The sequence below is a fragment of the Streptomyces sp. NPDC050504 genome, from assembly GCF_044458065.1.
Lineage (GTDB): Bacteria > Actinomycetota > Actinomycetes > Streptomycetales > Streptomycetaceae > Streptomyces.
Genome location: NZ_JBITHO010000016.1, coordinates 39,194 through 65,312, shown reverse-complemented (window position 1 = coordinate 65,312; position 26,119 = coordinate 39,194). Strand labels below are relative to the sequence as shown.

21 protein-coding genes are annotated in these 26,119 nt (G+C 73.5%); 17 read left to right on the top strand and 4 right to left on the bottom strand.

Annotation, left to right across the window (positions count from 1 at the left end; translation table 11 throughout):
- Positions 1–195 precede the first annotated feature (195 nt).
- The 8 genes from ACIBNE_RS38915 (at position 196) to ACIBNE_RS38880 (ending at position 10,795) form a co-directional block, all read left to right on the top strand.
- Positions 196–2,151 carry an acyl-CoA dehydrogenase family protein gene (locus ACIBNE_RS38915; RefSeq protein WP_399280415.1) on the top strand — a complete coding sequence of 652 codons (1,956 nt, stop codon included), beginning with the start codon at positions 196–198 and terminating at the stop codon, positions 2,149–2,151.
- 83 nt (positions 2,152–2,234) lie between these two features.
- On the top strand, positions 2,235–3,458 hold the full coding sequence (gene aroA, locus ACIBNE_RS38910; protein WP_399280413.1) for a 3-phosphoshikimate 1-carboxyvinyltransferase: 1,224 nt from the start codon (positions 2,235–2,237) through the stop codon (positions 3,456–3,458).
- 100 nt (positions 3,459–3,558) lie between these two features.
- Positions 3,559–4,812 (top strand): 1-deoxy-D-xylulose-5-phosphate reductoisomerase, encoded by a 1,254-nt coding sequence (gene dxr, locus ACIBNE_RS38905; RefSeq protein WP_399280411.1) that lies wholly within the window; start codon positions 3,559–3,561, stop codon positions 4,810–4,812.
- Positions 4,809–6,119: a M50 family metallopeptidase gene (locus ACIBNE_RS38900; protein ID WP_399280409.1), complete on the top strand. Its 1,311-nt coding sequence runs from the start codon at positions 4,809–4,811 to the stop codon at positions 6,117–6,119. The genes dxr and ACIBNE_RS38900 overlap by 4 nt, the downstream gene beginning before the upstream one ends.
- A 193-nt stretch (positions 6,120–6,312) precedes the next feature.
- On the top strand, positions 6,313–7,467 hold the full coding sequence (gene ispG / locus ACIBNE_RS38895) for a flavodoxin-dependent (E)-4-hydroxy-3-methylbut-2-enyl-diphosphate synthase (RefSeq protein ID WP_399280407.1): 1,155 nt from the start codon (positions 6,313–6,315) through the stop codon (positions 7,465–7,467).
- A 102-nt stretch (positions 7,468–7,569) separates the two neighbouring features.
- Positions 7,570–8,412 carry a GNAT family N-acetyltransferase gene (locus ACIBNE_RS38890; RefSeq protein WP_399280529.1) on the top strand — a complete coding sequence of 281 codons (843 nt, stop codon included), beginning with the start codon at positions 7,570–7,572 and terminating at the stop codon, positions 8,410–8,412.
- Positions 8,413–8,467: 55 nt separating this feature from the next.
- Positions 8,468–9,019, top strand: coding sequence for a GNAT family N-acetyltransferase (locus tag ACIBNE_RS38885; RefSeq protein ID WP_399280405.1), 552 nt, complete (start codon positions 8,468–8,470; stop codon positions 9,017–9,019).
- A gap of 75 nt (positions 9,020–9,094) precedes the next feature.
- Complete coding sequence (locus tag ACIBNE_RS38880; protein ID WP_399280403.1) at positions 9,095–10,795, top strand: proline--tRNA ligase; 1,701 nt, start codon at positions 9,095–9,097, stop codon at positions 10,793–10,795.
- Between the two features lie 153 nt (positions 10,796–10,948).
- Here ACIBNE_RS38880 and ACIBNE_RS38875 read toward each other — a convergent pair whose 3' ends face one another.
- From ACIBNE_RS38875 to ACIBNE_RS38865, 3 genes are read right to left on the bottom strand one after another with little or no spacing between them, the layout of a single operon-like run.
- A complete protein-coding gene (locus ACIBNE_RS38875; RefSeq protein ID WP_399280401.1) occupies positions 10,949–11,848 on the bottom strand; it encodes an aminoglycoside phosphotransferase family protein in 900 nt (299 codons plus the stop codon).
- 54 nt (positions 11,849–11,902) lie between these two features.
- Positions 11,903–12,319 carry a ferritin-like domain-containing protein gene (locus ACIBNE_RS38870; RefSeq protein WP_399280399.1) on the bottom strand — a complete coding sequence of 139 codons (417 nt, stop codon included), beginning with the start codon at positions 12,317–12,319 and terminating at the stop codon, positions 11,903–11,905.
- Positions 12,316–12,819: a hypothetical protein gene (locus ACIBNE_RS38865; protein WP_399280397.1), complete on the bottom strand. Its 504-nt coding sequence runs from the start codon at positions 12,817–12,819 to the stop codon at positions 12,316–12,318. The genes ACIBNE_RS38870 and ACIBNE_RS38865 overlap by 4 nt, the downstream gene beginning before the upstream one ends.
- 170 nt (positions 12,820–12,989) lie before the next feature.
- Here ACIBNE_RS38865 and rimP point away from each other — a divergent pair, with 170 nt between their 5' ends.
- From rimP to ACIBNE_RS38820, 9 genes are all read left to right on the top strand, one after another.
- Entirely contained in the window at positions 12,990–13,505 is a 516-nt protein-coding gene (gene rimP / locus ACIBNE_RS38860; RefSeq protein WP_399280395.1) for a ribosome maturation factor RimP, read from the top strand.
- 2 nt (positions 13,506–13,507) lie between these two features.
- Positions 13,508–14,494 carry a transcription termination factor NusA gene (gene nusA / locus ACIBNE_RS38855; protein WP_399280393.1) on the top strand — a complete coding sequence of 329 codons (987 nt, stop codon included), beginning with the start codon at positions 13,508–13,510 and terminating at the stop codon, positions 14,492–14,494.
- Positions 14,495–14,589: 95 nt separating this feature from the next.
- The gene (locus ACIBNE_RS38850) at positions 14,590–14,868 is read left to right on the top strand and encodes a YlxR family protein (RefSeq protein WP_399280390.1); all 279 of its coding nucleotides are present in this window, start codon (positions 14,590–14,592) and stop codon (positions 14,866–14,868) included.
- 148 nt (positions 14,869–15,016) lie between these two features.
- Positions 15,017–18,100 (top strand): translation initiation factor IF-2, encoded by a 3,084-nt coding sequence (gene infB / locus ACIBNE_RS38845; RefSeq protein WP_399280389.1) that lies wholly within the window; start codon positions 15,017–15,019, stop codon positions 18,098–18,100.
- 155 nt (positions 18,101–18,255) lie between these two features.
- Positions 18,256–18,549, top strand: coding sequence for a DUF503 domain-containing protein (locus ACIBNE_RS38840; protein WP_399280387.1), 294 nt, complete (start codon positions 18,256–18,258; stop codon positions 18,547–18,549).
- 42 nt (positions 18,550–18,591) lie between these two features.
- Entirely contained in the window at positions 18,592–19,038 is a 447-nt protein-coding gene (gene rbfA / locus ACIBNE_RS38835; protein ID WP_399280385.1) for a 30S ribosome-binding factor RbfA, read from the top strand.
- Positions 19,035–19,937, top strand: a complete 903-nt coding sequence (truB, locus tag ACIBNE_RS38830) for a tRNA pseudouridine(55) synthase TruB (protein ID WP_399280383.1) — start codon at positions 19,035–19,037, stop codon at positions 19,935–19,937. Before rbfA ends, truB begins: the two co-directional genes overlap by 4 nt.
- A gap of 198 nt (positions 19,938–20,135) precedes the next feature.
- Positions 20,136–23,903 (top strand): trypsin-like peptidase domain-containing protein, encoded by a 3,768-nt coding sequence (locus tag ACIBNE_RS38825; RefSeq protein WP_399280381.1) that lies wholly within the window; start codon positions 20,136–20,138, stop codon positions 23,901–23,903.
- A gap of 45 nt (positions 23,904–23,948) precedes the next feature.
- On the top strand, positions 23,949–24,902 hold the full coding sequence (locus tag ACIBNE_RS38820) for a bifunctional riboflavin kinase/FAD synthetase (protein WP_399280379.1): 954 nt from the start codon (positions 23,949–23,951) through the stop codon (positions 24,900–24,902).
- A gap of 52 nt (positions 24,903–24,954) precedes the next feature.
- Here ACIBNE_RS38820 and ACIBNE_RS38815 read toward each other — a convergent pair whose 3' ends face one another.
- On the bottom strand, positions 24,955–25,944 hold the full coding sequence (locus ACIBNE_RS38815) for an ABC transporter ATP-binding protein (RefSeq protein WP_399280378.1): 990 nt from the start codon (positions 25,942–25,944) through the stop codon (positions 24,955–24,957).
- Positions 25,945–26,119: the final 175 nt, after the last annotated feature.

Below are 26,119 nucleotides of genomic sequence, written 5' to 3'. Positions count from 1 at the left end.
GCGAGGGTGGGGCAGATGCCGCGCGTACCCATCCGCCCCGCAGGGCCCCCGGAGGGTTTCGGGAAGGGGCGGGGCGGGGGAACGCCCACCGCAGGCGAAACGCCCCGCGCACCCTGGCGGCCCCGCCCGAAAAGGGGTACATACGGACGAGTAGCACCGGCCGGTACGCCCCCTACTCGCGGCGAGGTGAGCCTCATGTCCGCCAACTCCGTACCACCCCCCACCCCCACCCCCACCCCCACCCCCACCCCCAAGGTCACCGAGCGCGAAGCGCGCCGCGTCGCCGAGGACGCCAGGGAACAGGACTGGCGCAAGCCCAGCTTCGCCAAGGAGCTGTTCCTCGGCCGCTTCCGCCTCGACCTCATCCACCCCCACCCCCTCCCCACCGCGGACGACGCCCTGCGCGGCGAGGAGTTCCTGGCCAAACTGCGCGACTTCTGCGAGACGGAGGTCGACTCCGCGCTGATCGAGCGCGACGCCCGCATCCCGGACGAGGTCGTCAACGGCCTCAAGGAGCTCGGCGCCCTCGGGATGAAGATCGACACGAAGTACGGCGGGCTCGGCCTCACCCAGGTCTACTACAACAAGGCACTGGCCCTCGCGGGCTCCGCGAGCCCCGCGATCGGCGCCCTGCTCTCGGCGCACCAGTCCATCGGCGTACCGCAGCCGCTGAAGCTCTTCGGCACCCAGGAGCAGAAGGAGGAGTTCCTGCCGCGCCTCGCCCGCACCGACATCTCGGCGTTCCTGCTCACCGAGCCCGACGTGGGCTCCGACCCGGCGCGCCTGGCCACCACGGCGGTACCGGACGGCGACGCGTACGTCCTCGACGGGGTCAAGCTGTGGACCACCAACGGCGTCGTGGCCGACCTGCTGGTCGTCATGGCGCGCGTGCCCGGGAGCGAGGGCCACCGGGGCGGCATCACCGCCTTCGTCGTCGAGGCGGACTCGCCCGGCGTCACCGTCGAGCACCGCAACGCCTTCATGGGCCTGCGCGGCATCGAGAACGGGGTGACCCGCTTCCACCGGGTCCGCGTCCCCGCCGCGAACCGGATAGGCCCCGAGGGAGCGGGCCTCAAGATCGCGCTCACCACCCTCAACACCGGCCGGCTCTCGCTGCCCGCGCTCTGCGTCGGCGCGGGCAAGTGGTGCCTGAAGATCGCCCGCGAGTGGTCGTCGGTCCGCGAGCAGTGGGGCAGGCCGGTGGCCAGGCACGAGGCGGTCGGCGCGAAGATCTCCTTCATCGCGGCGACGACGTTCGCCCTCGAAGCGGTGCTCGACCTCTCCTCGCAGATGGCCGACGAGGACCGCAACGACATCCGCATCGAGGCGGCGCTCGCCAAGCTGTACGGCTCCGAGATGGCCTGGCTGATGGCCGACGAACTGGTCCAGATCAGGGGCGGCCGGGGCTTCGAGACCGCCGCGTCCCTCGCGGCGCGCGGCGAGCGCGCGGTCCCGGCCGAGCAGATCCTGCGCGACCTGCGGATCAACCGCATCTTCGAGGGCTCGACGGAGATCATGCACCTGCTCATCGCCCGCGAGGCGGTCGACGCGCACCTCGCCGTCGCCGGGGACATCATCGACCCCGACAAGACGCTGGCGGACAAGGCGCGGGCGGGCGCGCAGGCGACGGCCTTCTACGCCCGCTGGCTGCCCAGGCTGGTCGCGGGGCCGGGGCAGCTCCCGCGCTCGTACGCGGAGTTCGAGCAGCTCGCGCCCCACTTGCGGTACGTCGAGCGGGCGTCCCGCAAGCTGGCGCGCGCCACCTTCTACGCCATGTCGCGCTGGCAGGGCCGGCTGGAGACCAAGCAGGGCTTCCTCGGCCGGATCGTCGACATCGGCGCCGAACTGTTCGCGATGAGCGCGGCCTGCGTACGGGCCGAACTGCTCAGCCGCACCGAGGAGCACGGCCGCGAGGCCCACCAGCTGGCCGACGTCTTCTGCCGCCAGGCCCGCATCCGCGTCGACGAACTGTTCGGCCGGCTGTGGACCAACACCGACGACATCGACCGCAAGGTCGTCGACGGCGTCCTCGCGGGCGCGTACACCTGGCTGGAGCAGGGCGTCGTCGACCCCAGCGGGGACGGCCCCTGGATCGCCGACGCGACCCCGGGCCCGGCCGGGCACGACAACGTGCACCGGCCCATCCGCTGAGACCGGCCCTTCGCCGAGACGGAACGTCCACGGTACGGACGCCCGCCCCCGCCGCCGCCCCCGCGACGGCAGGATGGGCGTCCGTGACCGTCATCGAGATACCCGGCTCCAAGTCCATCACCGCCCGCGCCCTCTTCCTGGCCGCCGCCGCCGAGGGCACCACGACCCTCCTGCGCCCCCTCGCGTCGGACGACACCGAGGGCTTCGCCGAGGGCCTGACCCGCCTCGGGTACGAGGTCCGGCGCGAACCCGGCGCCTGGCACGTCGTCGGCCGCCCGCAGGGCCCCGCCGCCCCCGAGGCCGACGTCTACTGCCGTGACGGCGCCACCACCGCCCGCTTCCTGCCCGCCCTCGTCTCGGCGGGCCGGGGCACGTACCGCTTCGACGCCTCGCCCCAGATGCGCCGCCGCCCGCTCGCCCCGCTCACCCGCGCCCTGCGCGAACTCGGCGTGGACCTCACGCACCCGGCGGCCGAAGGACACCACCCGCTGACCGTCGTGGCCGACGGCATCAAGGGCGGGGAACTGACCCTCGACGCGGGCGAGTCCTCCCAGTACCTCACCGCGCTGCTGCTGCTCGCCCCGCTCACCGGGACCGGGCTGACCATCACCGTCACGGACCTGGTCTCGGCGCCGTACGTCGAGATCACCCTCGCGATGATGCGCGCGTTCGGCGCCGCGCCGACCCGCGAGGGCGACGTCTTCACCGTGCCGCCCACCGGCTACCGCGCCACCACTTACGCCATCGAGCCCGACGCCTCCACGGCCAGCTACTTCTTCGCCGCCGCCGCGCTCACCGGCACCACCGTCACCGTCCCCGGCCTGACGAGCGCCGCGCTCCAGGGCGACCTGGGCTTCGTGGAGGTGCTGCGCGCGATGGGCGCCGAGGTCGCGGTCACCGCCGACGCCACCACAGTGACGGGCCCCGACCGCCTCCGGGGCCTCACCGTCAACATGCGCGACATCTCCGACACGATGCCCACCCTCGCCGCGCTCGCCCCCCACGCGGACGGCCCCGTGCGCATCGAGGACGTCGCCAACACCCGCGTCAAGGAGTGCGACCGCCTCGAAGCCTGCGCCCAGAACCTGCGCCGCCTGGGCATCGAGGTCGCCACCGGCCCCGACTGGATCGAGATCCGCCCCGGCACCCCGCGCGCGGCCGAGATCGCGACCCACGGCGACCACCGCATCGTGATGTCCTTCGCGGTCACGGGCCTGCGCACGCCCGGCATCGCGTTCGACGACCCCGGCTGCGTACGGAAGACGTTCCCCGGCTTCCACGAGGCGTTCGGCGCGGCCTTCGCCTAGCCCTCCGCCGGCCCTCCGCCCAGGGGGACCGGCCCCCTTTCGGGGCCAGGTCCGGGACACCCTGTCGGGGCACGGGCCCGATGGGGCAAGAATGGGGGGCATGAGCGACAGCCCAGCCCCCCTTGCCGACCCGCACATCGCCTTCGACACGACCGAAGGCCGCCGGGACGTCGTCGTCCTCGGCTCCACCGGGTCCGTCGGAACCCAGGCCATCGACCTGGTCCTGCGCAACCCCGACCGGTTCCGAGTCACGGCGCTCTCGGCGGCAGGCGGCCGGGTCGGCCTCCTCGCCGAGCAGGCGCACCGGCTCCGCGTCCGCACGGTCGCGGTCGCCCGCGAGGAGTGCGTCCCCGCCCTCCGCGAGGCGCTGTCCGCGCAGTACGGGGCGGGGGAGCCCGTCCCCGAGATCCTGGCGGGCCCCGGAGCGGCCACCGACGTCGCCGCGTCCGACTGCCACACCGTCCTCAACGGCATCACGGGCTCCATCGGCCTCGCGCCCACGCTGGCCGCGCTGAAGGCGGGCCGCACCCTCGCCCTGGCCAACAAGGAGTCGCTGATCGTCGGCGGCCCGCTGGTCAAGGAGCTGGCCGCGCCCGGCCAGATCATCCCGGTCGACTCCGAGCACGCCGCGCTCTTCCAGGCGCTGGCCGCAGGCAGCCGCGCCGACGTCCGTAAGCTGGTCGTCACCGCGTCCGGCGGTCCCTTCCGGGGCCGTACGCGCGCGGAGCTCGCGACGGTCACGCCCGAGGACGCGCTGGCGCACCCGACGTGGGCGATGGGCCCGGTCATCACGGTCAACTCCGCGACCCTGGTCAACAAGGGCCTCGAAGTGATCGAGGCGCACCTCCTCTACGACATCCCGTTCGACCGCATCGAGGTCGTCGTGCACCCGCAGTCCTACGTGCACTCCATGGTCGAGTTCACCGACGGCTCGACGCTCGCCCAGGCCACCCCGCCCGACATGAGCGGCCCGATCGCCATCGGCATCGGCTGGCCCGAGCGGGTGCCCGACGCGGCGCCCGCCTTCGACTGGACCAAGGCGTCGAGCTGGGAGTTCTTCCCGCTGGACAACGAGGCGTTCCCGTCCGTGGGACTCGCCCGGCACGTCGGAACACTGGGCGGCACGGCCCCGGCGGTGTTCAATGCGGCGAACGAGGAGTGCGTGGACGCGTTCCTGGCGGGGCGGCTGCCGTTCAACGGAATCACGGACACCGTGACGAAGGTGGTCGAGGAACACGGGACGCCGACCCGGGGAACCTCGCTGACCGTCGCGGACGTCCTCGAAGCGGAGACCTGGGCCCGCGCTCGGGCCCGCGAAGTGGCGGCGAAGGCGACAGCGGAGGCGCGCGCATGAACTGGACGACGATCCTGCTGACGGTCCTCGGCATACTGATCTTCGCCTTCGGGCTGCTCTTCTCGATCGCCTGGCACGAACTGGGGCACCTCTCCACCGCCAAGCTGTTCGGCATCCGCGTACCGCAGTACATGGTCGGCTTCGGGCCCACGATCTGGTCGAAGCAGAAGGGCGAGACGGAGTACGGCATCAAGGCCATCCCGGCCGGCGGCTACATCCGCATGATCGGGATGTTCCCGCCGGGCGACGACGGCAAGATCGAGGCGCGCTCCACCTCACCCTTCCGGGGGATGATCGAGGACGCCCGCGAGGCCGCCTTCGAGGAGCTGAAGCCCGGCGACGAGACGCGGCTGTTCTACACGCGCAAGCCGTGGAAGCGCGTGATCGTGATGTTCGCGGGCCCGTTCATGAACCTGGTGCTCGCCGTCGCGATCTTCATGGGCGTCGCGATGACCTTCGGCTTCCAGACGCAGACCACCGAGGTCGCGGGCGTCCAGCAGTGCGTCATCAAGCAGAGCGAGGACCGCGAGAAGTGCGAGGCGGCCGACCCGGTGTCGCCCGCCAAGGCGGCCGGGCTACGGGTCGGCGACAAGATCGTCTCCTTCAACGGCGAGAAGGTCGACGACTGGTCGACGCTCTCGGACAAGATCCGCGACACCATCGGCCCCGCCACGCTCACGGTCGAGCGGGGCGGCAAGGAGGTCAGGCTCGACGCCGTCCTGGAGAAGAACGAGGTCGCCAAGAAGGACTCCGACGGCGAGATCGTCCCCGGCGAGTTCGTCCCCGCCGGTTACCTCGGCTTCGCCGCCAAGACCGAGATCCTGCCGCTGGGCTTCGGCGAATCCGTCGAGCGCATGGGCGACATGGTCGTCAACGGCGTCGAGTCGATCGTGGCGCTCCCCGGCAAGATCCCGGACCTGTGGGACGCGGCCTTCGGGGACGGCAACCGCGAGCAGGACTCCCCGGTGGGCGTCGTCGGCGCCGCGCGCATCGGCGGCGAGGTGATGACGCTGGACGTCCCGGCGCAGAACCAGATGGCGATGATGCTGTTCCTGCTGGCGGGCTTCAACCTCTCGCTGTTCCTGTTCAACATGCTGCCGCTGCTGCCGCTGGACGGCGGCCACATCGCGGGGGCGCTCTGGGAGTCCGTGCGCAGGGGCTTCGCCAAGCTCTTCCGGCGGCCCGACCCTGGCCCGTTCGACGTGGCCAAGCTGATGCCGGTCGCCTACGTGGTCGCGGGCATCTTCATCTGCTTCACGCTGCTCGTGCTGGTCGCGGACATCGTCAATCCGGTCAAGATCTCCTGAGCCTGATGATCTAGGGAGAAATCGACCATTTCGCGGGGGAATCATGCGGCCGAACACTATTTGTGTTCGGCCGCTCCCCTTTGGGTGGACCCGGGGGCAGCGATGTGCTGGGCCCCAGCGCGGTGACGTAGGCTCGATCCTCGGAAAACCTTTGGAATCTCGCCTCGATCCATACCTTGGGGTTGCACACCAGATGACCGCGATTTCTCTCGGCATGCCGTCCGTCCCGACCAAGCTCGCCGACCGGAGGGTCAGCCGCAAGATCCAGGTCGGCTCCGTCGCGGTCGGCGGGGACGCGCCGGTCTCGGTGCAGTCGATGACGACCACGCGTACGTCCGACATCGGGGCGACGCTCCAGCAGATCGCCGAGCTGACCGCCTCGGGCTGCCAGATCGTGCGGGTCGCCTGCCCGACGCAGGACGACGCGGACGCGCTGGCCACGATCGCGCGCAAGTCGCAGATCCCGGTGATCGCGGACATCCACTTCCAGCCGAAGTACGTGTTCGCGGCGATCGACGCGGGCTGTGCGGCGGTCCGGGTGAACCCGGGCAACATCAAGCAGTTCGACGACAAGGTCAAGGAGATCGCGCGGGCCGCGGGCGACGCGGGCACCCCGATCCGCATCGGCGTCAACGCCGGCTCGCTGGACGCGCGGCTGCTCGCCAAGTACGGCAAGGCCACCCCCGAGGCGCTGGTGGAGTCCGCCCTCTGGGAGGCGTCGCTCTTCGAGGAGCACGGCTTCCGCGACATCAAGATCTCGGTCAAGCACAACGACCCGGTCGTGATGGTCAACGCCTACCGCCAGCTCGCCGCCCAGTGCGACTACCCGCTGCACCTCGGCGTCACCGAGGCCGGCCCCGCCTTCCAGGGCACCATCAAGTCGGCCGTCGCCTTCGGCGCCCTGCTCAGCGAGGGCATCGGCGACACCATCCGGGTCTCCCTCTCCGCGCCGCCCGCCGAGGAGATCAAGGTCGGCATCCAGATCCTGGAGTCGCTCAACCTCCGCCAGCGCCGCCTGGAGATCGTCTCCTGCCCGTCCTGCGGCCGCGCCCAGGTCGACGTCTACAAGCTGGCCGAAGAGGTCACCGCGGGCCTCGAAGGCATGGAGGTCCCGCTGCGCGTCGCCGTCATGGGCTGCGTCGTCAACGGCCCCGGCGAGGCCCGCGAGGCCGACCTCGGCGTCGCCTCGGGCAACGGCAAGGGCCAGATCTTCGTCAAGGGCGAGGTCATCAAGACCGTCCCCGAGTCGAAGATCGTCGAGACCCTCATCGAGGAGGCGATGAAGATCGCCGAGCAGATGGAGAAGGACGGCGTCACCTCGGGCGAACCGCAGGTATCGGTCAGCTGACCCACCGGTCGCACAGCGCGCAGGGGGCCTACCCTAGGTCGGCGGCCGACCCGCCGGGTACAGTGCGGAGATCAGCAGACCGCATGGTGAGGCCCCCTCGTGTTGACGCAGACCACCACCCGGGTCCTCGAACCCAGCGACCTTCCGGCCGCACTCGCACTCCTGGAGAGCGAGCCGGTAGCCAACGCATTCGTCACCGCACGCGTCCAGGCGGCGGGACTCGACCCCTGGCGCCTCGGCGGCGAGATGTGGGGCTGGTACGAGCACGGGCGGCTCCGCTCCCTGTGCTACTCCGGCGCCAACCTCGTCCCCATCTGCGCCACCCCCGAAGCGGTGCGCGCCTTCGCCGAGCGCGCCCGCAGGACCGGTCGCCGCTGCTCCTCCATCGTCGGCCCCGCCGAACCGACCGCCCGGCTCTGGCGGCTCCTCGAACCGAGCTGGGGCCCGGCCCGCGAGGTCCGCAGCAACCAGCCGCTCATGGTCACCGAGACCGAGTCGCCCGACGTCGCGCCCGACCCCTTCGTCCGCCGCATCCGCAAGGACGAGATGGAGGTCCTGATGCCGGCCTGCGTGGCGATGTTCACCGAAGAGGTGGGCATCTCGCCGCTCGCGGGCGACGGCGGCCTCCTCTACCAGGCCAGGGTCGCCGAACTGATCGGCGCGGGCCGCTCCTTCGCCCGCATAGAGGACGGCAGGGTCGTCTTCAAGGCGGAGATCGGCGCGGCCACCAAGCGGGCGTGCCAGATCCAGGGCGTGTGGGTCGCCCCCGAGTTCCGCGGCCGGGGCATCTCCAAGGGCGGCATGGCCGCCGTGCTGCGCTACGCGCTGGCCGACGTCGCGCCGGTCGTCAGCCTCTACGTCAACGACTTCAACACCGCCGCCCGCGCCACGTACCGCAGTGTCGGATTCCGTGAGGTCGGCGCGTTCATGAGTGTGCTCTTCTGAGCCCTGTCCTGACAGCCAGGCCCTGGAAACGGGGCTCCGACAGTAGGGTGCGGCCATGGCAGACGACGTTCGGGTGGGACCGGTCGACCTCGCCGCGCTCGTCGACGAGGCGCTGGCGGTCCAGGCGGTCGCCTTCGGCCTCGGCCCCGACGAGGTCGGCGTGCGGCGGCACATCGTGCTCAGGCACCTCCAGTGCCCCGGCGCCCGCGCGCTGGGCGCCACGACCCCCGACGGGCGGCTCGTCGGATTCGTCTACGGCATGCCCAACGACCGCACCCACTGGTGGTCCACCGTCGTGGAGCCCTACCTCCGCGAACACGGCCGCGACGGCTGGCTCGACGACTCCTTCGTCATCACCGAACTGCACGTCCACCCCGCCCACCAGGGCAGGGGCGTGGGCCGCGAACTGATCACCACCATCACCGACGGCGCCGCCGAACCCCGCTCGATCCTCTCCGCCATCGACATCGAGAGCCCCGCCCGCGGCCTGTACCGCGCGCTCGGCTACGCGGACCTCGCGGTCCGGGTCCACTTCCCGAGCGCCACCCGCCCCTACGCGGTGATGGGCGCGCCGCTGCCGCTGCGCCGCCGGGCGCCCGCCAACTGATTTCCGCCCCCGGGGCCGCCCCGGATAACCTCCTTGCACACATCAGCACACGCATCAGCACGCAGGAGTTCTTCCATGGCAGCCCAGGTCCAGCGCATGTCCCGATTGATGGTCAAGACGCTGCGCGACGACCCGGCCGACGCCGAGGTGCTGAGCCACAAGCTCCTGGTGCGCGCCGGTTACGTCCGCCGCACCGCCGCGGGCGTGTGGTCCTGGCTGCCGCTCGGCAGGAAGGTCCTCGCCAACGTGGAACGCGTCGTCCGCGAGGAGATGGACGCCATCGGCGCCCAGGAGGTGCTGCTGCCCGCGCTGCTCCCCAAGGAGCCGTACGAGGCGACCGGGCGCTGGGAGGAGTACGGCCCCGAGCTGTTCCGCCTCCAGGACCGCAGGGGCGGCGACTACCTCCTCGGCCCCACCCACGAGGAGATCTTCACCCAGCTGGTCAAGGACCAGTGCTCGTCCTACAAGGACCTGCCGGTGATCCTCTACCAGATCCAGACCAAGTACCGCGACGAGGCGCGTCCCCGCGCGGGCATCCTGCGCGGCCGCGAGTTCCAGATGAAGGACTCGTACTCCTTCGACCTGGAGGACGAGGGCCTGGCGCACTCCTACGCGCTGCACCGCGAGGCGTACCAGAAGATCTTCACCCGCCTCGGCCTGGACTACCGCATCTGCGCCGCCACCGCGGGCGCCATGGGCGGCTCCAAGTCCGAGGAGTTCCTGGCCCCCGCCGCGGCCGGCGAGGACACCTTCGCCGACTGCCCGAGCTGCGAGTACGCGGCGAACACCGAGGCCGTCGGCTTCGCGCTGGAGCCGGTCGACGGCTCCGCCGTCGCGGCGGCCGAGGAGATCCCCACCCCCGACACCCCCACCATCGAGACGCTCGCCGCGCACCTCGGCGTCCCCGCGTCCGCGACGCTGAAGAACCTCCTGGTGAAGGTCGACGGCGAGATCGTGGCCGTGGGCGTGCCCGGCGACCGCGAGGTCGACCTGGACAAGGTCGAGGCGCACTTCGCCCCCGCCGCCGTCGAGCTGGTCACCGCCGAGGACTTCGAGGGCCGCGACGACCTGGTGCGCGGGTACGTCGGCCCGCAGGGCCTGGAGAAGGTCCGGTACGTCGCCGACCCGCGCGTCGCGCCCGGCACCGCGTGGATCACCGGCGCGAACAAGGACGGCGTGCACGCGAAGAACGTCGTGGCGGGCCGTGACTTCGAGGTCGAGGAGTACGTCGACGTGGTCGTCGTCCAGGAGGGCGACCCATGCCCGTCCTGCGGCACCGGCCTGAAGCTGGACCGCGCGATCGAGATCGGCCACATCTTCCAGCTCGGCCGCAAGTACGCGGACGCGCTGTCGCTGGACGTGCTCGGCCAGCAGGGCAAGCCGGTCCGCGTGACCATGGGCTCGTACGGCGTCGGCGTCTCGCGCGCGGTGGCCGCGCTGGCCGAGCAGCACGCGGACGAGAAGGGCCTGGTGTGGCCCGCCGAGATCGCGCCCGCCGACGTGCACGTGGTGGCCGCGGGCAAGGCGCTCCAGACGGAGCTGGCGCTCTCGCTCTCCGAGCAGCTGGCCGCCGCGGGCGTCCGGGTGCTGGTCGACGACCGGCCCGGGGTGTCGCCCGGCGTGAAGTTCACCGACTCCGAGCTGATCGGCGTCCCGACCATCCTGGTCGCGGGGCGCCGCGCGGGCGAGGGCGTCGTGGAGCTGAAGGACCGGCGGACGGGGGAGCGCGAGGAGCTCACGGTCGAGGAAGCGGTCGCGCGTCTGACGCGCGCGTAAGCCGGGGTACGGGGGCGGGTCCCGTTGCCCGGGGCGTAAAAGACCGCGCAGTTCCCCGCGCCCCTCAAAGGGGCGCGGGGAACTGCGCGAAAACGGGGGCTGGGGCAGCGCCCCGGTTTCGGGAACGCCCCGCGCAGCGGAACCCGCGTACCGCTACAGCCAGCTCGCGAACTCCAGGAGCAGCTCGCCGTCATCGACGCGCCCCGCCGCCACCGCCCGCGTACCCGACTCCACCGCGCGGAACAGCGTCCACCCGTGCAGCCGCTCCCGGTCCACGTCCAGTGCGTCCGCCAGCTTCGTCACCCTGCGGCGGGCCGCGGCCGCCCCGCCGGGCGCCGCGATCAGGTCCTCGACCCGGTCCCGCACCAGCCGCGCCAGGTCGTACGCGCGCTCGCCCACCAGCGGCTCGGGCCCGACCGCGAGCCAGGGCGCGCGCTCGCCCGAAAGCACCTTGCTCTGCCGGAAGTTGCCGTGCAGCAGCAGTTCCTCACCGGGCCCGGCCACCAGCTCGTCCCGGGCCGCGAGCGCCGCCGCGACCAGCGGCGCCACCGCCGGATCGGCGACCGCCCGCATCGGCTCCGCCTGCCGCGCCGTCCGCTCCGCGACCGTCTCGAAGCCGTGCGCGGGCGACGGCTCGACCCACAGCTTGCGCACCGTGCCCGCCGCTTCGAGCAGCGCCTTCGCCTCGGGCAGCGACCGCAGCGACACCTCGGGGTGCAGCCGCTCCAGCAGCAGCCCCTCCGGGCCCGCACCTGAGTCGAGGGGCAGCACCGCGCCCCAGCCGTTCCAGTGCGCCAGCGCGGCCAGTTCGAGCGCGGGCGCCGCGAACGGCGGGGCGAGCTTGAGCGCGGCGGGCGTTCCGTCGCCCCTGCGGACCAGGACGACCAGGCTGCTGCGCCCGCCGGGCGCGGCGACCCGGTCCACGTCCAGGCCGTGCTCGGCCAGCGTCCGCCCGGTCAGTCCGGGCAGCGCCGCCAGCCAGTCGGCCGCCGCGGCGGACCCGTACGTCTCGCCGAGCATCCGGGTGAGTCGCTGTGACGGTTCGACATGCATGTGCGTGAGTGTTCCTTTGCTTCAGCTGCTCGGGCCGCGTCGCGCGTCGGCGCGTCAGCGGCGTTCGGCGAGCCCGGGAAAGGCTACGCCGGTGCCCCGCCAGCGCACCGCCCGCACGGCGGCCTCGCGCAGGGCGTCGGCCGCTTCCCGCCGCAGCGGCCCCTCCGCGGCCCGTACGAGGTCGGAGTAGACGCCCGCGACCCGGTCCTCGATCACCGCGGCGAGGCGCAGCGCGGACGCCGCGTCCCGCACCGGGAACGGCAGCGCGTACGCCGCGTCCGACGCGACGGGGTCGCCGCCGAGCTTCCGCACGGTCAGGACCAGCGCGTCGCGCCTGGTGCGGTGCGCGGTGAACGCGGCGGTGCCCTCGGCCCTGCGGGCGGCGGAGAGCCGGCCGCCGACGATTCCGTAGCCGTAGACGGCGGCGTGTTCGGCGGCGAGCGCGGCCTGGGCGGCGGCGAGCGCGGTCATGCCGGGGCCCCTTCGGAGAGCAGGTGGGCGTGTGCGGCGCAGGCCGCGGCGACGGACGCCAGCAGCCGGGCCAGCTCGGGCGGGGCGTCGAGGAGCGCGGCGGTGTGCGCGTCGGACGTCCGCCGGGCGGCGTCGGCCAGCTCGCGCAGGGCGGCCCGCCGGTCGGCGGCGGGCGGGGGCGTGCGGACCGGCGACGGGTTCCGGGGCGCCGCGAGGGCCTTCAGGTGCTCGGCCGCCGCGGCCCGCAGCGGGGCGATCCGGGCGGCGAGCGCGGGGTGGGCGGCGCGGGCCGCGTCGTACCGGGCGAGGAGCGCCCCGCTGGTCCGTGCGGCCGAGCCGCGCAGCGCCGCCTCGGCCCCGGCGGCCCGCCGCCGCTTCGCCTCGGCGGCCGACGCGGACCCCGAAGAGCCGTCGGAACCGGGGCCCGAGCCGCCGCATCCGGTCAGCAGCGCGGCGGCCGCGACGCCGGTGCCGCCCGCGATCAGCACACGTCGTCGCACGCGCGTCCCCCTGAATGTGTGTCCGGTCCTGTAGTGATCACCGCAGGCGAGCGTACCCGCGGGTCGGCGGGGAGCGGACGGCAACACCCCTCGGGACCGGATACCCTTTGACCTGACACACAGACTTGCACTGCACCCACAACAGCACACGCGGCCGAGGAGTCACCCGGATGAGCACCACCCAGAACGAGAGGCTGCGCGGTCTGCTGGAACCGCTCGTCGGCGCTCAGGGCCTTGATCTGGAAGAGATCGAGGTGTCCCAGGCGGGCCGCAGGAGAGTGCTGCGAGTCGTCGTCGACTCGGACGCGGGCGTCGATCTCGACACCGTCGCCGACGTCAGCCGGGCCATTTCCGCGAAGCTGGACGAGACCGACGCCATGGGCGAGGGCGAGTACGTCCTGGAGGTCGGCTCCCCCGGTGCCGACCGGCCGCTGACCGAGCACCGCCACTACGTGCGCGCGACGGGCCGGCTGGCCAAGCTCCAGCTGCACGAGGGTGGCGAGCTGGTCGCCCGGATCCTCACAGTGGACGACGAGGGCCTCGACCTGGAGGTGCCGGGCGTGAAGGGGCGCAAGCCCACCGCCCGCAGGGTCGGCTTCGGCGACATCGCCAAGGCCCGGGTGGAAGTCGAGTTCAACCGCAAGAACAAGCAGGACGAGCTGGAACAGGAAGAGGAGGAGGCGTAGCCGTGGACATCGATGTAAAGCTTCTGAAGGGCTTGGCGCAGGACAAGGAGATCCCCTTCGAGACACTCGTCGGGGCGATCGAGTCCGCTCTCCTCATCGCGTACCACCGCACCGAGGGCAGCTTCCGCAGGGCCCGCGTCGAGCTGAGCCGCGAGACCGGCCACGTGACGGTGTGGGCGACCGAGGACCCGGCCGACCTGGAGGAGGGGCAGGAGGCCAAGGAGTTCGACGACACCCCGTCGGGCTTCGGCCGGATCGCCGCCACCACCGCCAAGCAGGTCATCCTCCAGCGGCTGCGCGACGCCGAGGACGACAAGACGTTCGGCGAGTACGCGGGCCACGAGGGCGACGTCGTCACCGGCGTGGTCCAGCAGGGCAAGGACCCCAAGAACGTCCTGGTCGACATCGGCAAGCTGGAGGCCATCCTGCCGGTGCAGGAGCAGGTGCCCGGCGAGGAGTACACGCACGGCCTGCGGCTGCGCACGTACGTCGTACGGGTGGCGAAGGGCATGCGCGGTCCGTCCGTGACCCTTTCGCGCACCCATCCCAATCTGGTGAAGAAGCTCTTCGCGCTGGAGGTCCCGGAGATCGCGGACGGCTCGGTGGAGATCGCCGCCATCGCCCGCGAGGCCGGCCACCGCACGAAGATCGCGGTCCGTTCGACGCGCTCGGGGCTGAACGCGAAGGGCGCCTGCATCGGCCCGATGGGCGGCCGCGTGCGCAACGTGATGGCCGAGCTGCACGGCGAGAAGATCGACATCGTCGACTGGTCGGACGACCCGGCCGAGATGGTGGCCAACGCCCTCTCGCCCGCGCGGGTCTCGAAGGTCGAGGTCGTGGACCTGGGGGCACGCTCCGCGCGGGTCACCGTCCCCGACTACCAGCTGTCGCTGGCGATCGGCAAGGAGGGGCAGAACGCCCGCCTCGCCGCCCGTCTCACCGGCTGGCGCATCGACATCCGCCCGGACACCGAGCAGCCCGCCGAGTAGACGTCCGCGTCTACGGGCAAGTAACTGATCAGGACAACATCCGTTCGATTTTTGCCCCAATGGGGTGAGGTCGGTACGGGGAGGTAGACTTAGCCGTGTCTGGCCGGACGCATGCCCGCGCATGCCCTGAGCGAACCTGTGTGGGATGCCGGGAGCGAGCGGCCAAGAACGAGCTGCTGCGCATCGTGGTGGTCGAGGGCGCCTGCGCCCCCGATCCACGCGGTACGCTGCCCGGCCGGGGTGCTTACGTGCACCCCGTCTCCGCCTGTGTCGATCTGGCGGTCCGCCGCCGTGCGTTCCTCCGGGCCTTCAAGGCCCGCGGACCGCTCGACAGCGCGGCTGTGACTTCGCACGTCGACCGGGCAGCACAGTAAGAAGAAGTACGGCACGGGACCCCGTGCGGTCAGGTACCTCGCGAGTTGGAAGTAGGTCGAGATTGCGATGAGCACTCGATGAGTACGCGATGAGTACGCCCATGAAGTAGCGACGGTCCGGCGGTAACCCGGACCTAAAAGGAGCGAAGTGGCTAAGGTCCGGGTATACGAACTCGCCAAGGAGTTCGGAGTGGAGAGCAAGGTCGTCATGGCCAAGCTCCAGGAACTCGGTGAATTCGTCCGTTCGGCGTCCTCGACGATCGAGGCGCCCGTTGTACGCAAGCTGACCGACGCGCTGCAGGGCCCCGGCGGCAACGCCAAGCCCGCGGCGAAGCCCGGCGCGCCCCGCAAGGCGACGCCGGCCAAGCCCTCGGCACCGTCCCCGGCCTCCCCGGCCCAGACGGCCCGTCCGGCTGCCCCGAAGCCCGGTGCGCCCGCCCCGGCGGCGCCCAAGCCCGCGGCTGCCGAGAAGCCCGTGACGCCGGCCCCCGGCCCGCGTCCCACCCCGGGTCCGAAGCCCGCGGCCGCGCCCAAGCCGGCGCCCGCGTCCCCGGCCCCGACCACGCCGGAGTTCACCGCGCCGCCGTCGGCCCCCGCGCCGAAGCCGGCCGGTCAGGAGCGCCAGGACCGTCAGGACCGTCAGGCCCCGCGCCCCGCTGCCCGTCCGGGCCAGCAGGCGCCGCGCCCCGGCGGCCAGGGCGCTCCGCGTCCCGGCGGCCAGCAGGCCCCGCGTCCCGGTGGTGCCCGTCCGGCAGGACCGCGCCCCGGCAACAACCCGTTCACCTCGGGCGGCTCGACGGGCATGGCCCGTCCGCAGGCCCCGCGCCCGCAGGGCGGCGCCCCGCGTCCCGGCCCGGCGGGCCAGGACCGTCCGGGCCCGCGTCCCGGTGGCGGCCCCGGCGGCGCCCCGCGCCCGCAGGGCGGCCAGGGTGCGCCCGGCGGCAACCGTCCCACCCCCGGTGGGATGCCCCGTCCGCAGGCTCCCCGTCCGGGCGGCGCGCCCGGCGGTAACCGCCCGAACCCGGGCATGATGCCGCAGCGTCCGGCTGCCGGCCCGCGTCCCGGCCCCGGTGGCCGTGGTCCCGGTGGCGGCGGCGGTCGTCCCGGCGGTGGCGGCGGCGGTCGTCCCGGTGGTGGCGGCGGCTTCGCCGGTCGTCCCGGTGGCGGTGGCGGCGGCGGCTTCGCCGGTCGTCCCGCCGGTCCCGGTGGTGGCGGCGGTGCCGGTCGTCCCGGTGGCGGTGGCGGCGGCTTCGGCGGTCGTCCCGGCTTCGGCGGCCGTCCCGGCGGCCCCGGTGCCCGTGGTGGCACGCAGGGTGCGTTCGGCCGTCCCGGCGGGCCCGCCCGTCGCGGCCGCAAGTCGAAGCGTCAGAGGCGCCAGGAGTACGAGGCCATGCAGGCCCCGTCGGTGGGCGGCGTCATGCTGCCCCGCGGCAACGGACAGACCGTCCGCCTGTCGCGCGGTGCCTCGCTGACCGACTTCGCCGAGAAGATCAACGCCAACCCGGCGTCGCTCGTCGCGGTGATGATGAACCTCGGCGAGATGGTCACGGCCACGCAGTCCGTCTCGGACGAGACGCTGCACCTCCTCGGCGACGAGATGAACTACACCGTTCAGATCGTCAGCCCCGAGGAGGAGGACCGCGAGCTGCTGGAGTCCTTCGACATCGAGTTCGGCGAGGACGAGGGCGGCGACGAGGCCCTGGTCTCCCGTCCGCCGGTCGTGACCGTCATGGGTCACGTCGACCACGGTAAGACCCGACTCCTCGACGCGATCCGCAAGACGAACGTCGTCGCGGGCGAGGCCGGTGGCATCACCCAGCACATCGGTGCCTACCAGGTCGCGACCGAGGTGAACGGCGAGGACCGCCGCATCACCTTCATCGACACCCCGGGTCACGAGGCGTTCACCGCCATGCGTGCCCGTGGTGCGAAGTCGACCGACATCGCGATCCTCGTGGTCGCGGCGAACGACGGCGTCATGCCGCAGACGATCGAGGCGCTGAACCACGCCAAGGCGGCCGACGTGCCGATCGTCGTCGCGGTCAACAAGATCGACGTCGAGGGCGCCGACCCGACCAAGGTGCGCGGCCAGCTCACCGAGTTCGGTCTGGTGGCCGAGGAGTACGGCGGCGACACGATGTTCGTCGACATCTCCGCGCGCCAGGGCCTCAACATCGACCAGCTCCTGGAGGCCGTGGTCCTGACCGCGGACGCCTCGCTCGACCTGCGGGCCAACCCGGAGCAGGACGCGCAGGGCATCGCGATCGAGGCCCACCTCGACAAGGGCCGCGGCGCCGTCGCGACCGTCCTCGTCCAGCGCGGTACCCTCCGCGTCGGCGACACGATGGTCGCCGGTGACGCCTACGGCCGCGTGCGCGCCATGCTCGACGACAAGGGCGAGAACGTGGAAGAGGCGGGTCCCTCGACCCCGGTCCTCGTCCTCGGTCTCACCAACGTCCCGGGCGCCGGCGACAACTTCCTGGTGGTCGACGAGGACCGTACGGCCCGTCAGATCGCCGAGAAGCGCGCCGCCCGCGAGCGCAACGCCGCGTTCGCCAAGCGCACCCGCAGGGTCTCCCTGGAGGACCTGGACAAGGTGCTCAAGGCCGGCCTCGTGCAGGACCTCAACATCATCATCAAGGGTGACGCGTCCGGTTCCGTCGAGGCCCTGGAGAGCTCGCTGCTCCAGCTCGACGTCGGCGAAGAGGTCGACATCCGCGTCCTGCACCGCGGTGTGGGTGCGGTCACCGAGTCCGACATCGACCTGGCGATGGGCTCCGACGCCATCGTCATCGGCTTCAACGTCCGTGCGGCCGGCCGTGCCGCGCAGATGGCGGAGCGCGAGGGCGTCGACGTCCGCTACTACTCGGTGATCTACCAGGCCATCGAGGAGATCGAGGCGGCCCTCAAGGGCATGCTCAAGCCGGAGTACGAGGAGGTCGAGCTCGGCACCGCGGAGATCCGCGAGGTCTTCCGCTCGTCCAAGCTCGGCAACATCGCGGGTGTGCTCATCCGCTCCGGCGAGGTCAAGCGCAACACCAAGGCGCGCCTCATCCGCGACGGCAAGGTCGTGGCCGAGGACCTCAACATCATGGGTCTGCGTCGCTTCAAGGACGACGTCACCGAGATCCGCGAAGGGTTCGAGGGCGGTATCAACCTCGGCAACTTCAACGACATCAAGGTCGACGACGTCATCGCGACGTACGAGATGCGCGAGAAGCCGCGCGTCTGACGCGACCGCGTCTGATGCACGGCTGACGAACCGGGGCCGGTCGGCGGAGATTATTTCCGTCGATCGGCCCCGGCCGTTGCGTGTACGGTTCTGGTGTCCCTGCCAAGAGCGGGCGGGGCCCTACTCACCCGAACCGGCGGGACATCCGGACATACATGTATGTGGGGACGCTGTCCTTCGATCTGCTCCTCGGCGACGTACGGTCGTTGAAGGAGAAACGCTCCGTCGTCCGCCCGATCGTGGCCGAGCTCCAGCGCAAGTTCGCGGTGAGCGCGGCCGAGGTCGCCGACCAGGACCTCCACCGCAGGGCCAGGATCGGCGTGGCGATGGTGTCGGGCGACACCGGGCACCTGAGCGACGTGCTCGACCGGTGCGAGCGCCTGGTCGCCGCCCGTCCCGAAGTGGAGCTGCTGTCCGTTCGACGGCGGCTGCACGGGGACGAAGACTGATGTACGTAACAGAAGAAATGCAAGCAAGAGGGAGAAGGACCAGTGGCCGACAACGCGCGGGCGAAGAAGCTGGCAGACCTCATCCGGGAGGTGGTCGCCGAGAAGCTGCAGCGCGGGGTCAAGGACCCCCGCCTGGGTACCCACGTGACGATCACGGACACCCGCGTCACCGGTGACCTGCGGGAGGCCACGGTCTTCTACACGGTCTACGGCGACGACGAGGACAGGGCGAGCGCCGCGGCGGGCCTGGAGAGCGCCAAGGGCGTCCTCAGGTCGGCGGTCGGCCGGGCCGCGGGCACCAAGTTCACGCCCACCCTGACCTTCGTGGCCGACGCGCTCCCGGAGAACGCCAAGACCATCGAGGACCTGCTGGACAAGGCGCGGGCCTCCGACGCCGCGGTGCGCGAGGCGTCCTCGGGCGCCGCGTTCGCCGGGGAGGCGGACCCGTACAAGAAGCCCGGTGAGGACGAGGACTCCAGCGCAGAATGAGCAACGCAGCATCGAAGACGCCCGACGGGCTTGTCATCGTCGACAAGCCGTCGGGCTTCACTTCGCACGACGTCGTCGCCAAGATGCGCGGGATCGCCAGGACCCGCCGCGTCGGACACGCGGGGACGCTCGACCCGATGGCGACCGGCGTGCTCGTCCTCGGCGTGGAGAGGGCCACCAAGCTCCTCGGCCACCTCGCGCTGACCGAGAAGGAGTACCTGGGCACCATCAGGCTCGGCCAGAACAGCATCACGGACGACGCCGAGGGCGAGCTGACCTCGTCCACCGACGCGTCCGCGGTGACCCGCGAGGCGATCGACGCGGGCGTGGCCGAGCTGACCGGCGCGATCATGCAGGTGCCTTCCAAGGTCAGCGCCATCAAGATCGACGGCAAGCGGTCCTACGCGCGGGCCCGCGCGGGCGAGGACTTCGAGATCCCCGCCAGGCCCGTCACCGTCTCCTCCTTCAACGTCTACGACGTGCGGGAGGCGGTCGCCGAGGACGGCACCCCCGTCCTCGACCTGGTGGTCTCGGTGGTCTGCTCGTCGGGCACGTACATCCGTGCGCTCGCCCGCGACCTCGGCGCCGACCTCGGCGTCGGCGGCCACCTGACCGCGCTGCGGCGCACCCGGGTCGGCCCGTACAAGCTGGACGCGGCCAAGACCCTCGACCAGCTCCAGGAGGAGCTGACCGTGATGCCCGTCGCCGACGCGGCGGCGGCGGCGTTCCCCCGCTGGGACGTCGACGAGAAGCGCGGGAAGCTGCTGCTCAACGGCGTGCGCCTGGACATGCCGGCCTTCGACGCCTCGCCGGTCGCGGTCTTCGGGCCCGACGGGACGTTCCTCGCGCTCGTCGAGGAGCAGCGGGGCAAGGCGAAGAGCCTGGCCGTCTTCGGCTGAGGACGGCCGCCGCTTCCCCACCGTGGAGCGGGCGGGCCGCTTCGCCCGCTCCACGATCCCCCTCCCAGGGGGTCTGTCCACGCCGCCCCCGGGATTCACCCCGACGGGCGGGCGCTCGGAGTGAACGACGGAGCGCTGGGGGGCGCGTTCGGCCCGCGTTCTTCTGCCGGTGATCACCGCCCGCCTACCGTCGGACGCATGGGACGCGGGGACCTGGCGGTGCTGGTACGTATCTGTGATCTCGCCGGACGGCCCCGCGGCACCGGATTCGTCGCCGACGACCTGGGCACGGTGGTGACCGGTCACGAGGCGGTCGACGGTCTCGTACGCGTCGTGCTGCACGGCCCCGACGGGCGGACCTGGTCGGCCGGGGCCGCCGACATCACCCCGCTGCCCGAAGCGGGCCTCGCGCTCGTGCGCACCGAAGGCCTGGACGCCGCCCCGCTGCCCGTCGCCGCCCGCCCCGCCGTCGACACCGGGACCTACGTGCGGATCGCCGCGCACGGCTGGCGCGAGGCGCGGGTGCTGGGCACCACGGACGTCACGTACACCACGACCGACCGCGGCCACCTCGTCGTCGGCGCCCTGGAACTGGCCATCGGCACCGACGGCAGCGACGCCCTGCGGCTCGGCGGCGGCGCCGGGGGCGGCCCCGTCGTCGACGCGCGCAGCGGCGCCGTGCTCGGCGTGCTGGGCACCGCGCTGCACGCCGCCCACCCCGCCGCCGGATTCGCCCTGCCGCTGCGCGCGGAAGGCCCCGGGCCGCTCGCCGAACTGCTGCGCCGCAACGCCGCCACCGTCCCCGGCCACGGACCCGACCTCAACCTCGCCGGCGTCCTCCAGCTCACCGCCACCTCGATCGGCCCGTTCGGCCGCTTCGGCCCCCCGAGCGGCTGGCCCGAACCCGTCGAACGCCTCGCCGCCGTCCGCGCGACGGAGTCCTTCGCGGCGTCCGACGCGCATCTGCTCGGCGTGGTCGGCGCCCCGGGAACCGGCCGCACCACCGAGCTGGCCGCGCTCGCCTCCCGCCGCGCCAGGGGCGCCGAACCGGGCCCCACGCTCTGGCTGCGCGGCGCCGACCTGCACGGCGACGACGCGTCCGTGGCCGACGCGGTCGGGCGCGCGCTGCGGCAGGCCGGGCGGATCGTCGCCGCCGCCGGGGCGCGGGGCGACACGGGCAGCGCCACGCCCGAGCGGGTCGCGCGGCTGGCGAGGGAGGCGGGCAGGCCGCTGTACGTGCTCCTCGACGGGCCCGAGGAGATGCCGCCGCTGCTCGCGCACCGGCTCGCCGAGTGGGCCGGGGGCACACGGCGGTGGCTCGGGGAGTGCGGGGCGCGGCTCGTGGTGGCGTGCGGTCCTGAGCACTGGGAGCGGGCGGAGGCGCTGCACCCGGGCGCCCGCTCGCTGACGCTCGGGGACCTGTCGGCGCCCGAGGCGGAGCGGGCCAGGGCGCGCTACGGCATCCCGGACGGCGCGCTCGCCGAGGGCCACGACCGGCATCCGCTCACGCTCAGGCTCCTCGCGGAGGTGCGGGAGGCGCTGCCGGGGGAGGAAGGGGAGGAGACGGGGGAGGGGGAGTCCGGTGCGGAGCGGGGGGAGCCAGGTGGGGTTCGCGGCCGACCCGGCCGGGAGGAGGTGTTCGGCGCGCACCTGGACCTGATGTGTCTGCGCGTCGCCGTACGGATCGCCGCCGCGAGCGGGCCCGTCGTGCGCGGCACCGGCGTGCGGCGGCTCGCGGCGCGGGCCGCGGGCAAGGTCCACGAGGCGGCCCGCCGCTGCCTGGGGCCCGGCCAGGGCGAACTGGACCGGGAGACCTTCGAGGAGGTCTTCCCCTGGCGCTCCGGCTGGGCCTCTGCCGTCCTCACCGAGGGCCTGCTCGTCCCCGCGGGCTCCGGCTACCGCTTCGCGCACGAGGAACTGGCCGACTGGGTGCAGGGCGCCCACCTCGACCTCGACGCCGCCCTGCACGCCCTGGTGCACCGCGCGGCCGCTCCCTCGCCCGACCGGGTCGCGGCACCCGTCGGGTACGACGGGCGTACGGGCGCGGAGGCCGGGCCGCCACGCTCGCTGCCCGGGCCCCGGCACCGCATCGGACCCGTCGTACAGGCCCTGCTGCTCCTGGACCGCAGGGGCGAGCGCGGTGAACTGGCCGCCAAGCTGGGGGAGTTGGTCGACGCGCTGGACCGGCTCGAAGGCGGGGGGCGGTCCAGCGCCCAGGACGAGCGGTGGGGCGACGCCCGCTGGTGGGCCGCCCACCTCGCCCGCGACACCTTGCTGCGCGTCCCCGACGTGCGCCCCTACCTCGGAGTGCTGCGCGCCCTCGCGGGCCGCGTCACGCAGTGCTCGCTGACCGGGGGCGGGCCCGAACGCCTCGGCGTGCTGGGCGGGTTCGGGGCGCCGTTCTGGGAGCGGCTGCGGATCGGCGAGGCGGACCGGATCGACCTGCTGCGCCGCCTGGTCCCCGCCGACGGGACACCGGGCGGCCCCGAGTCCCGGCCCGCGCGCGGCCGGTACATCGACGCCGTCGCCGAACGGCTCGCCGCCGCCCCCAGGACCGTACAGCCGCTGCTGTGCCGCTGGTTCGACGACGAGCGCGCGCTGCCCGTCGACGAGGCCGCGCACGGGCTGCGGCCCACCGTGGCGGGCGCCGCCCAGGCGCTGCTGTACGCGGGGCGCGGCCGGGCCGTCGACGACCTGTGCGAGGCGCTGGTCGCCACCGCCCACCCCCGCGCCGACGAACTGCTCGCCGCGCTCGCCGAGGACGAGCCGTCCGCGCTCTGCCGCGCCGTCGACCGCTGGGCCCACGACGACGCGCGCCCCGGGCGGCGCGTCGCCGCCGCCGCGTACGGGCTCGCCACCGCGCCCCACGTCACCGCGGGCGTCGACCGCGAACTGCTGCGCCACGCCGCCCTCGCCCTGCTCGCCAGGCCGGGCGACGCCACGCTGCACGGCTCGGCGCTCGGCCTCCTCGTGCGCGACCCGCACACCAGGGCGCGGTACCTCGGCGAGGCCGTCGTCCGCTTCCGCGCGGGCGACGCCAGGCTCCCCGCTGCCGCGCTGGCCGCCGCCCTGCCCACCCATCCGGGGCCGGTCGCCGCCGCCTTCCAGGCGCGGCTGGAGACCTGCGGCCCCGAGGCGGCGGGCGAGGTGCTGCGCGCCCTGGCCGACGTCACGGCCCCGGCGCCCGCCCTGCGCGCCGCCGCCCTGGTGCGCGACTACGCCGAGCGCGGCTCGAAGGAGGCGGCACGGGGCGCGGCGGACGGCGCGGAAGACGCCGCCCCGGGCCCGGAAGACGCCGTCCCGGGCCCGGGGGACACGGCCCCTGGTGCGGGAGGCAGGGTCCCCGGCGCGGGGGACACGGCCTCGGGCGCGGGGGACACGGCGCCCGGCGCGGGGGACACTGCCTCGGGCGTCGCCGCGAACGTCGCCGCCTACGTCGACCGGCACCTCGAACAGGGCCCCGCCGCGCGCGCCGTGCTCTTCCCGCTCGTCACCGACCTGCTGCGCGGCTGCCCCGCCCGGGTGCGCCGCGCGCTCGCCGCCGTCCTCGCGGCGCCCGGGAGCCGCGTCGCGCGCCCGCTGCGGGACGAACTCCTCGACGTGCTCCTGGAGTACGAGCGGTGCGCGCCGGGCGACCCCGAGGTGCTGGAGGCGGTGCTGCGGGCCGCCGCGCTCGGCTGTGCGCACGGGCCGGGCGAGCGCACCGGGGAACTGGTGCGGCGCGCCGGACTGCTCCTGGTCCGCACGCCGGACGGCGCGACCCGCTTCGACCGGCGGATCGTCGCCCTCGCCCGCGAGGCGCCCGGGTTCGCCGCGCTCCTCGCACGCCTGCTGGACGGCGCGCCGGGGGAGTGGGAGCTGGTGGTGGGACCGAGCGCCCGCAGGACGATCGGAGCGCTGGCGGGCGGTACGCCCATGCCGATGCGGGCCGAGCGACCGGAGCATGGCAGTCTTAGACCTGCGTAAGCAGCAATCTCATACGTATACGGGTTCGGGCGAGGAGCGGTCACAGTGCAGCGCTGGCGTGGCTTGGAGGACATCCCCCAGGACTGGGGACGCAGCGTCGTCACCATCGGCTCCTACGACGGGGTGCACCGCGGACACCAGCTGATCGTCGGGCGCGCCGTCGAGCGGGCCCGCGAGCTGGGCGTTCCCTCGGTGGTCGTCACCTTCGACCCGCACCCCAGCGAGGTCGTGCGGCCCGGCAGCCACCCGCCGCTGCTCGCCCCGCACCACAGGCGCGCGGAGCTGATGGCCGACCTCGGCGTGGACGCGGTGCTGATCCTCCCGTTCACCTCGGAGTTCTCCAAGCTGTCGCCCGCCGACTTCATCGTGAAGGTGCTCGTCGACAAGCTGCACGCGCGGGCCGTCATCGAGGGCCCCAACTTCCGCTTCGGCCACCGGGCCGCGGGGAACGTCGCGTTCCTCGCCGAGCTGGGCGAGACGTACGACTACGAGGTCGAGGTCGTCGACCTCTACGTCAGCGGCTCGGCCGGCGGCGGCGAGCCGTTCTCCTCGACCCTGACCCGCAGGCTCGTCGCCGAGGGCGACATGACGGGCGCCGCCGAGATCCTCGGCCGCCCGCACCGCGTCGAGGGCATCGTCGTTCGCGGCGCGCAGCGCGGCCGCGAGCTGGGCTTCCCCACCGCCAACGTCGAGACGCTGCCGCACACCGCGGTCCCCGCCGACGGGGTGTACGCGGGCTGGCTCACGGCCGACGGCGAGCGGATGCCCGCGGCGATCTCGGTCGGCACGAACCTGCAGTTCGACGCGACGGAGCGGACGGTCGAGGCGTACGCCATCGACCGGGTCGGCCTCGACCTGTACGGGCTGCACGTCTCCGTGGACTTCCTCGCGTACGTGCGCGGCATGGCGAAGTTCGACTCGGTCGACGCCCTGCTGGTGGCGATCGGCGACGACGTGAAGCGGGCGCGCGAGCTGACGGCGGCGTACGACGCGCGGTAGGCGCACGGCGCACGGCGTCCGGTAGGCGTACGGCGTGCGGTGGCCGTACGCCTCAAGGGGCCGCCTTCGCCACCGCCCAGTGACAGGCCACGCCCGCCGCCGTACCGCCGGGGAGGACCGGCAGGTCCACCGTGCGGCAGCTCTCCGCGACGCCCGCGCGCTCGGCCTCGCCGCTCGCCAGGACCTGGCAGCGGGCGTGGAAGCGGCAGCCGCCGGGGACGCGGGAGGGGTCCGGGGGCTCGCCGGTCAGGACGACCGGTTCGCCGTCGGACTCCGGCAGCACGGAGAGCAGCGCCTGTGTGTACGGGTGCCGGGGCGCCGTCAGCACCTCCTCGACCGGACCCGTCTCCACGATGCGCCCCAGGTACATCACGGCGACCCGGTCGGCGATGTTCCAGGCGAGGCCCAGGTCGTGGGTGACGACCAGCGCGGAGAGCCCCAGTTCGTCGCGGAGCGACAGCAGCAGCGCCAGGATCTCGCCGCGCACGGACGCGTCCAGGGACGCCACCGGCTCGTCCGCGACGATGAGTTCGGGGTCCAGGACGAGGGCGCCCGCGATGACGACGCGCTGGCGCTGGCCGCCGGAGAGCTCGTGCGGGTAGCGGAGGAAGAAGCGCTCGGGGGGACGCAGCCCCGCGCGGGCGAGCGCGCCCGCCACGGCCGCGCGCTCGTCGCCCGCGTAGCGGTGGATGCGGAGCCCTTCGGCGACGGCCTCGTACACGGTGTGGCGGGGGTTGAGGGAGCCGCTGGGGTCCTGGAGGACGAGCTGCACGCGCTTGCGGTACGCCTTGAGGGCGCGCGAGCCGTAGTCGAGCGGCTCGCCCCGGAAGGTCACGCGTCCGGCGGTGGGCGGGACGAGGCCGAGGAGGGAGCGGGCGAGGGTGGTCTTGCCGCAGCCCGACTCGCCCACGAGCGCGACGATTTCGGCGGGACCGACGTCGAGGTCGACGCCGTCGACGGCCCTCGCCCGGGGGGCTTTCCTCCGTCCGGGGAAGGTGATGTGGAGGTCGGCGGCGGAGAGGAGGGGGGCGGTGCTCTTCATGGGGGCGGCTCCGTGGGTGGTGCGGGTCGGGGTGCGGGGTGCGGCGGTGCGGGGCGGGGTGGCGAGCCCGCTCGGGGGTGGGTGGTGCCCTGCGGGCCGTGGGCGGCTGGTCGCGGGGGGGGGGGCGGGCCCCCCCCCCCGCGGCCCCCCCCCCCCCCGGGGGGGCCGGCCCCCC

What these genes read in the sequence shown, in the direction of transcription:
- rimP (WP_399280395.1), top strand. Translation starts at nt 12,990, where the DNA reads ATGAGCACCACCCAGAACGAGAGGCTGCGCGGTCTGCTGGAACCGCTC.
- dxr (WP_399280411.1), top strand. Translation starts at nt 3,559, where the DNA reads ATGAGCGACAGCCCAGCCCCCCTTGCCGACCCGCACATCGCCTTCGAC.
- ACIBNE_RS38825 (WP_399280381.1), top strand. Translation starts at nt 20,136, where the DNA reads ATGGGACGCGGGGACCTGGCGGTGCTGGTACGTATCTGTGATCTCGCC.
- ACIBNE_RS38880 (WP_399280403.1), top strand. Translation starts at nt 9,095, where the DNA reads ATGGCAGCCCAGGTCCAGCGCATGTCCCGATTGATGGTCAAGACGCTG.
- ACIBNE_RS38885 (WP_399280405.1), top strand. Translation starts at nt 8,468, where the DNA reads ATGGCAGACGACGTTCGGGTGGGACCGGTCGACCTCGCCGCGCTCGTC.
- ispG (WP_399280407.1), top strand. Translation starts at nt 6,313, where the DNA reads ATGACCGCGATTTCTCTCGGCATGCCGTCCGTCCCGACCAAGCTCGCC.
- ACIBNE_RS38915 (WP_399280415.1), top strand. Translation starts at nt 196, where the DNA reads ATGTCCGCCAACTCCGTACCACCCCCCACCCCCACCCCCACCCCCACC.
- truB (WP_399280383.1), top strand. Translation starts at nt 19,035, where the DNA reads ATGAGCAACGCAGCATCGAAGACGCCCGACGGGCTTGTCATCGTCGAC.
- ACIBNE_RS38840 (WP_399280387.1), top strand. Translation starts at nt 18,256, where the DNA reads ATGTATGTGGGGACGCTGTCCTTCGATCTGCTCCTCGGCGACGTACGG.
- ACIBNE_RS38815 (WP_399280378.1), bottom strand. Translation starts at nt 25,944, where the DNA reads ATGAAGAGCACCGCCCCCCTCCTCTCCGCCGCCGACCTCCACATCACC.
- ACIBNE_RS38900 (WP_399280409.1), top strand. Translation starts at nt 4,809, where the DNA reads ATGAACTGGACGACGATCCTGCTGACGGTCCTCGGCATACTGATCTTC.
- ACIBNE_RS38870 (WP_399280399.1), bottom strand. Translation starts at nt 12,319, where the DNA reads ATGACCGCGCTCGCCGCCGCCCAGGCCGCGCTCGCCGCCGAACACGCC.
- ACIBNE_RS38875 (WP_399280401.1), bottom strand. Translation starts at nt 11,848, where the DNA reads ATGCATGTCGAACCGTCACAGCGACTCACCCGGATGCTCGGCGAGACG.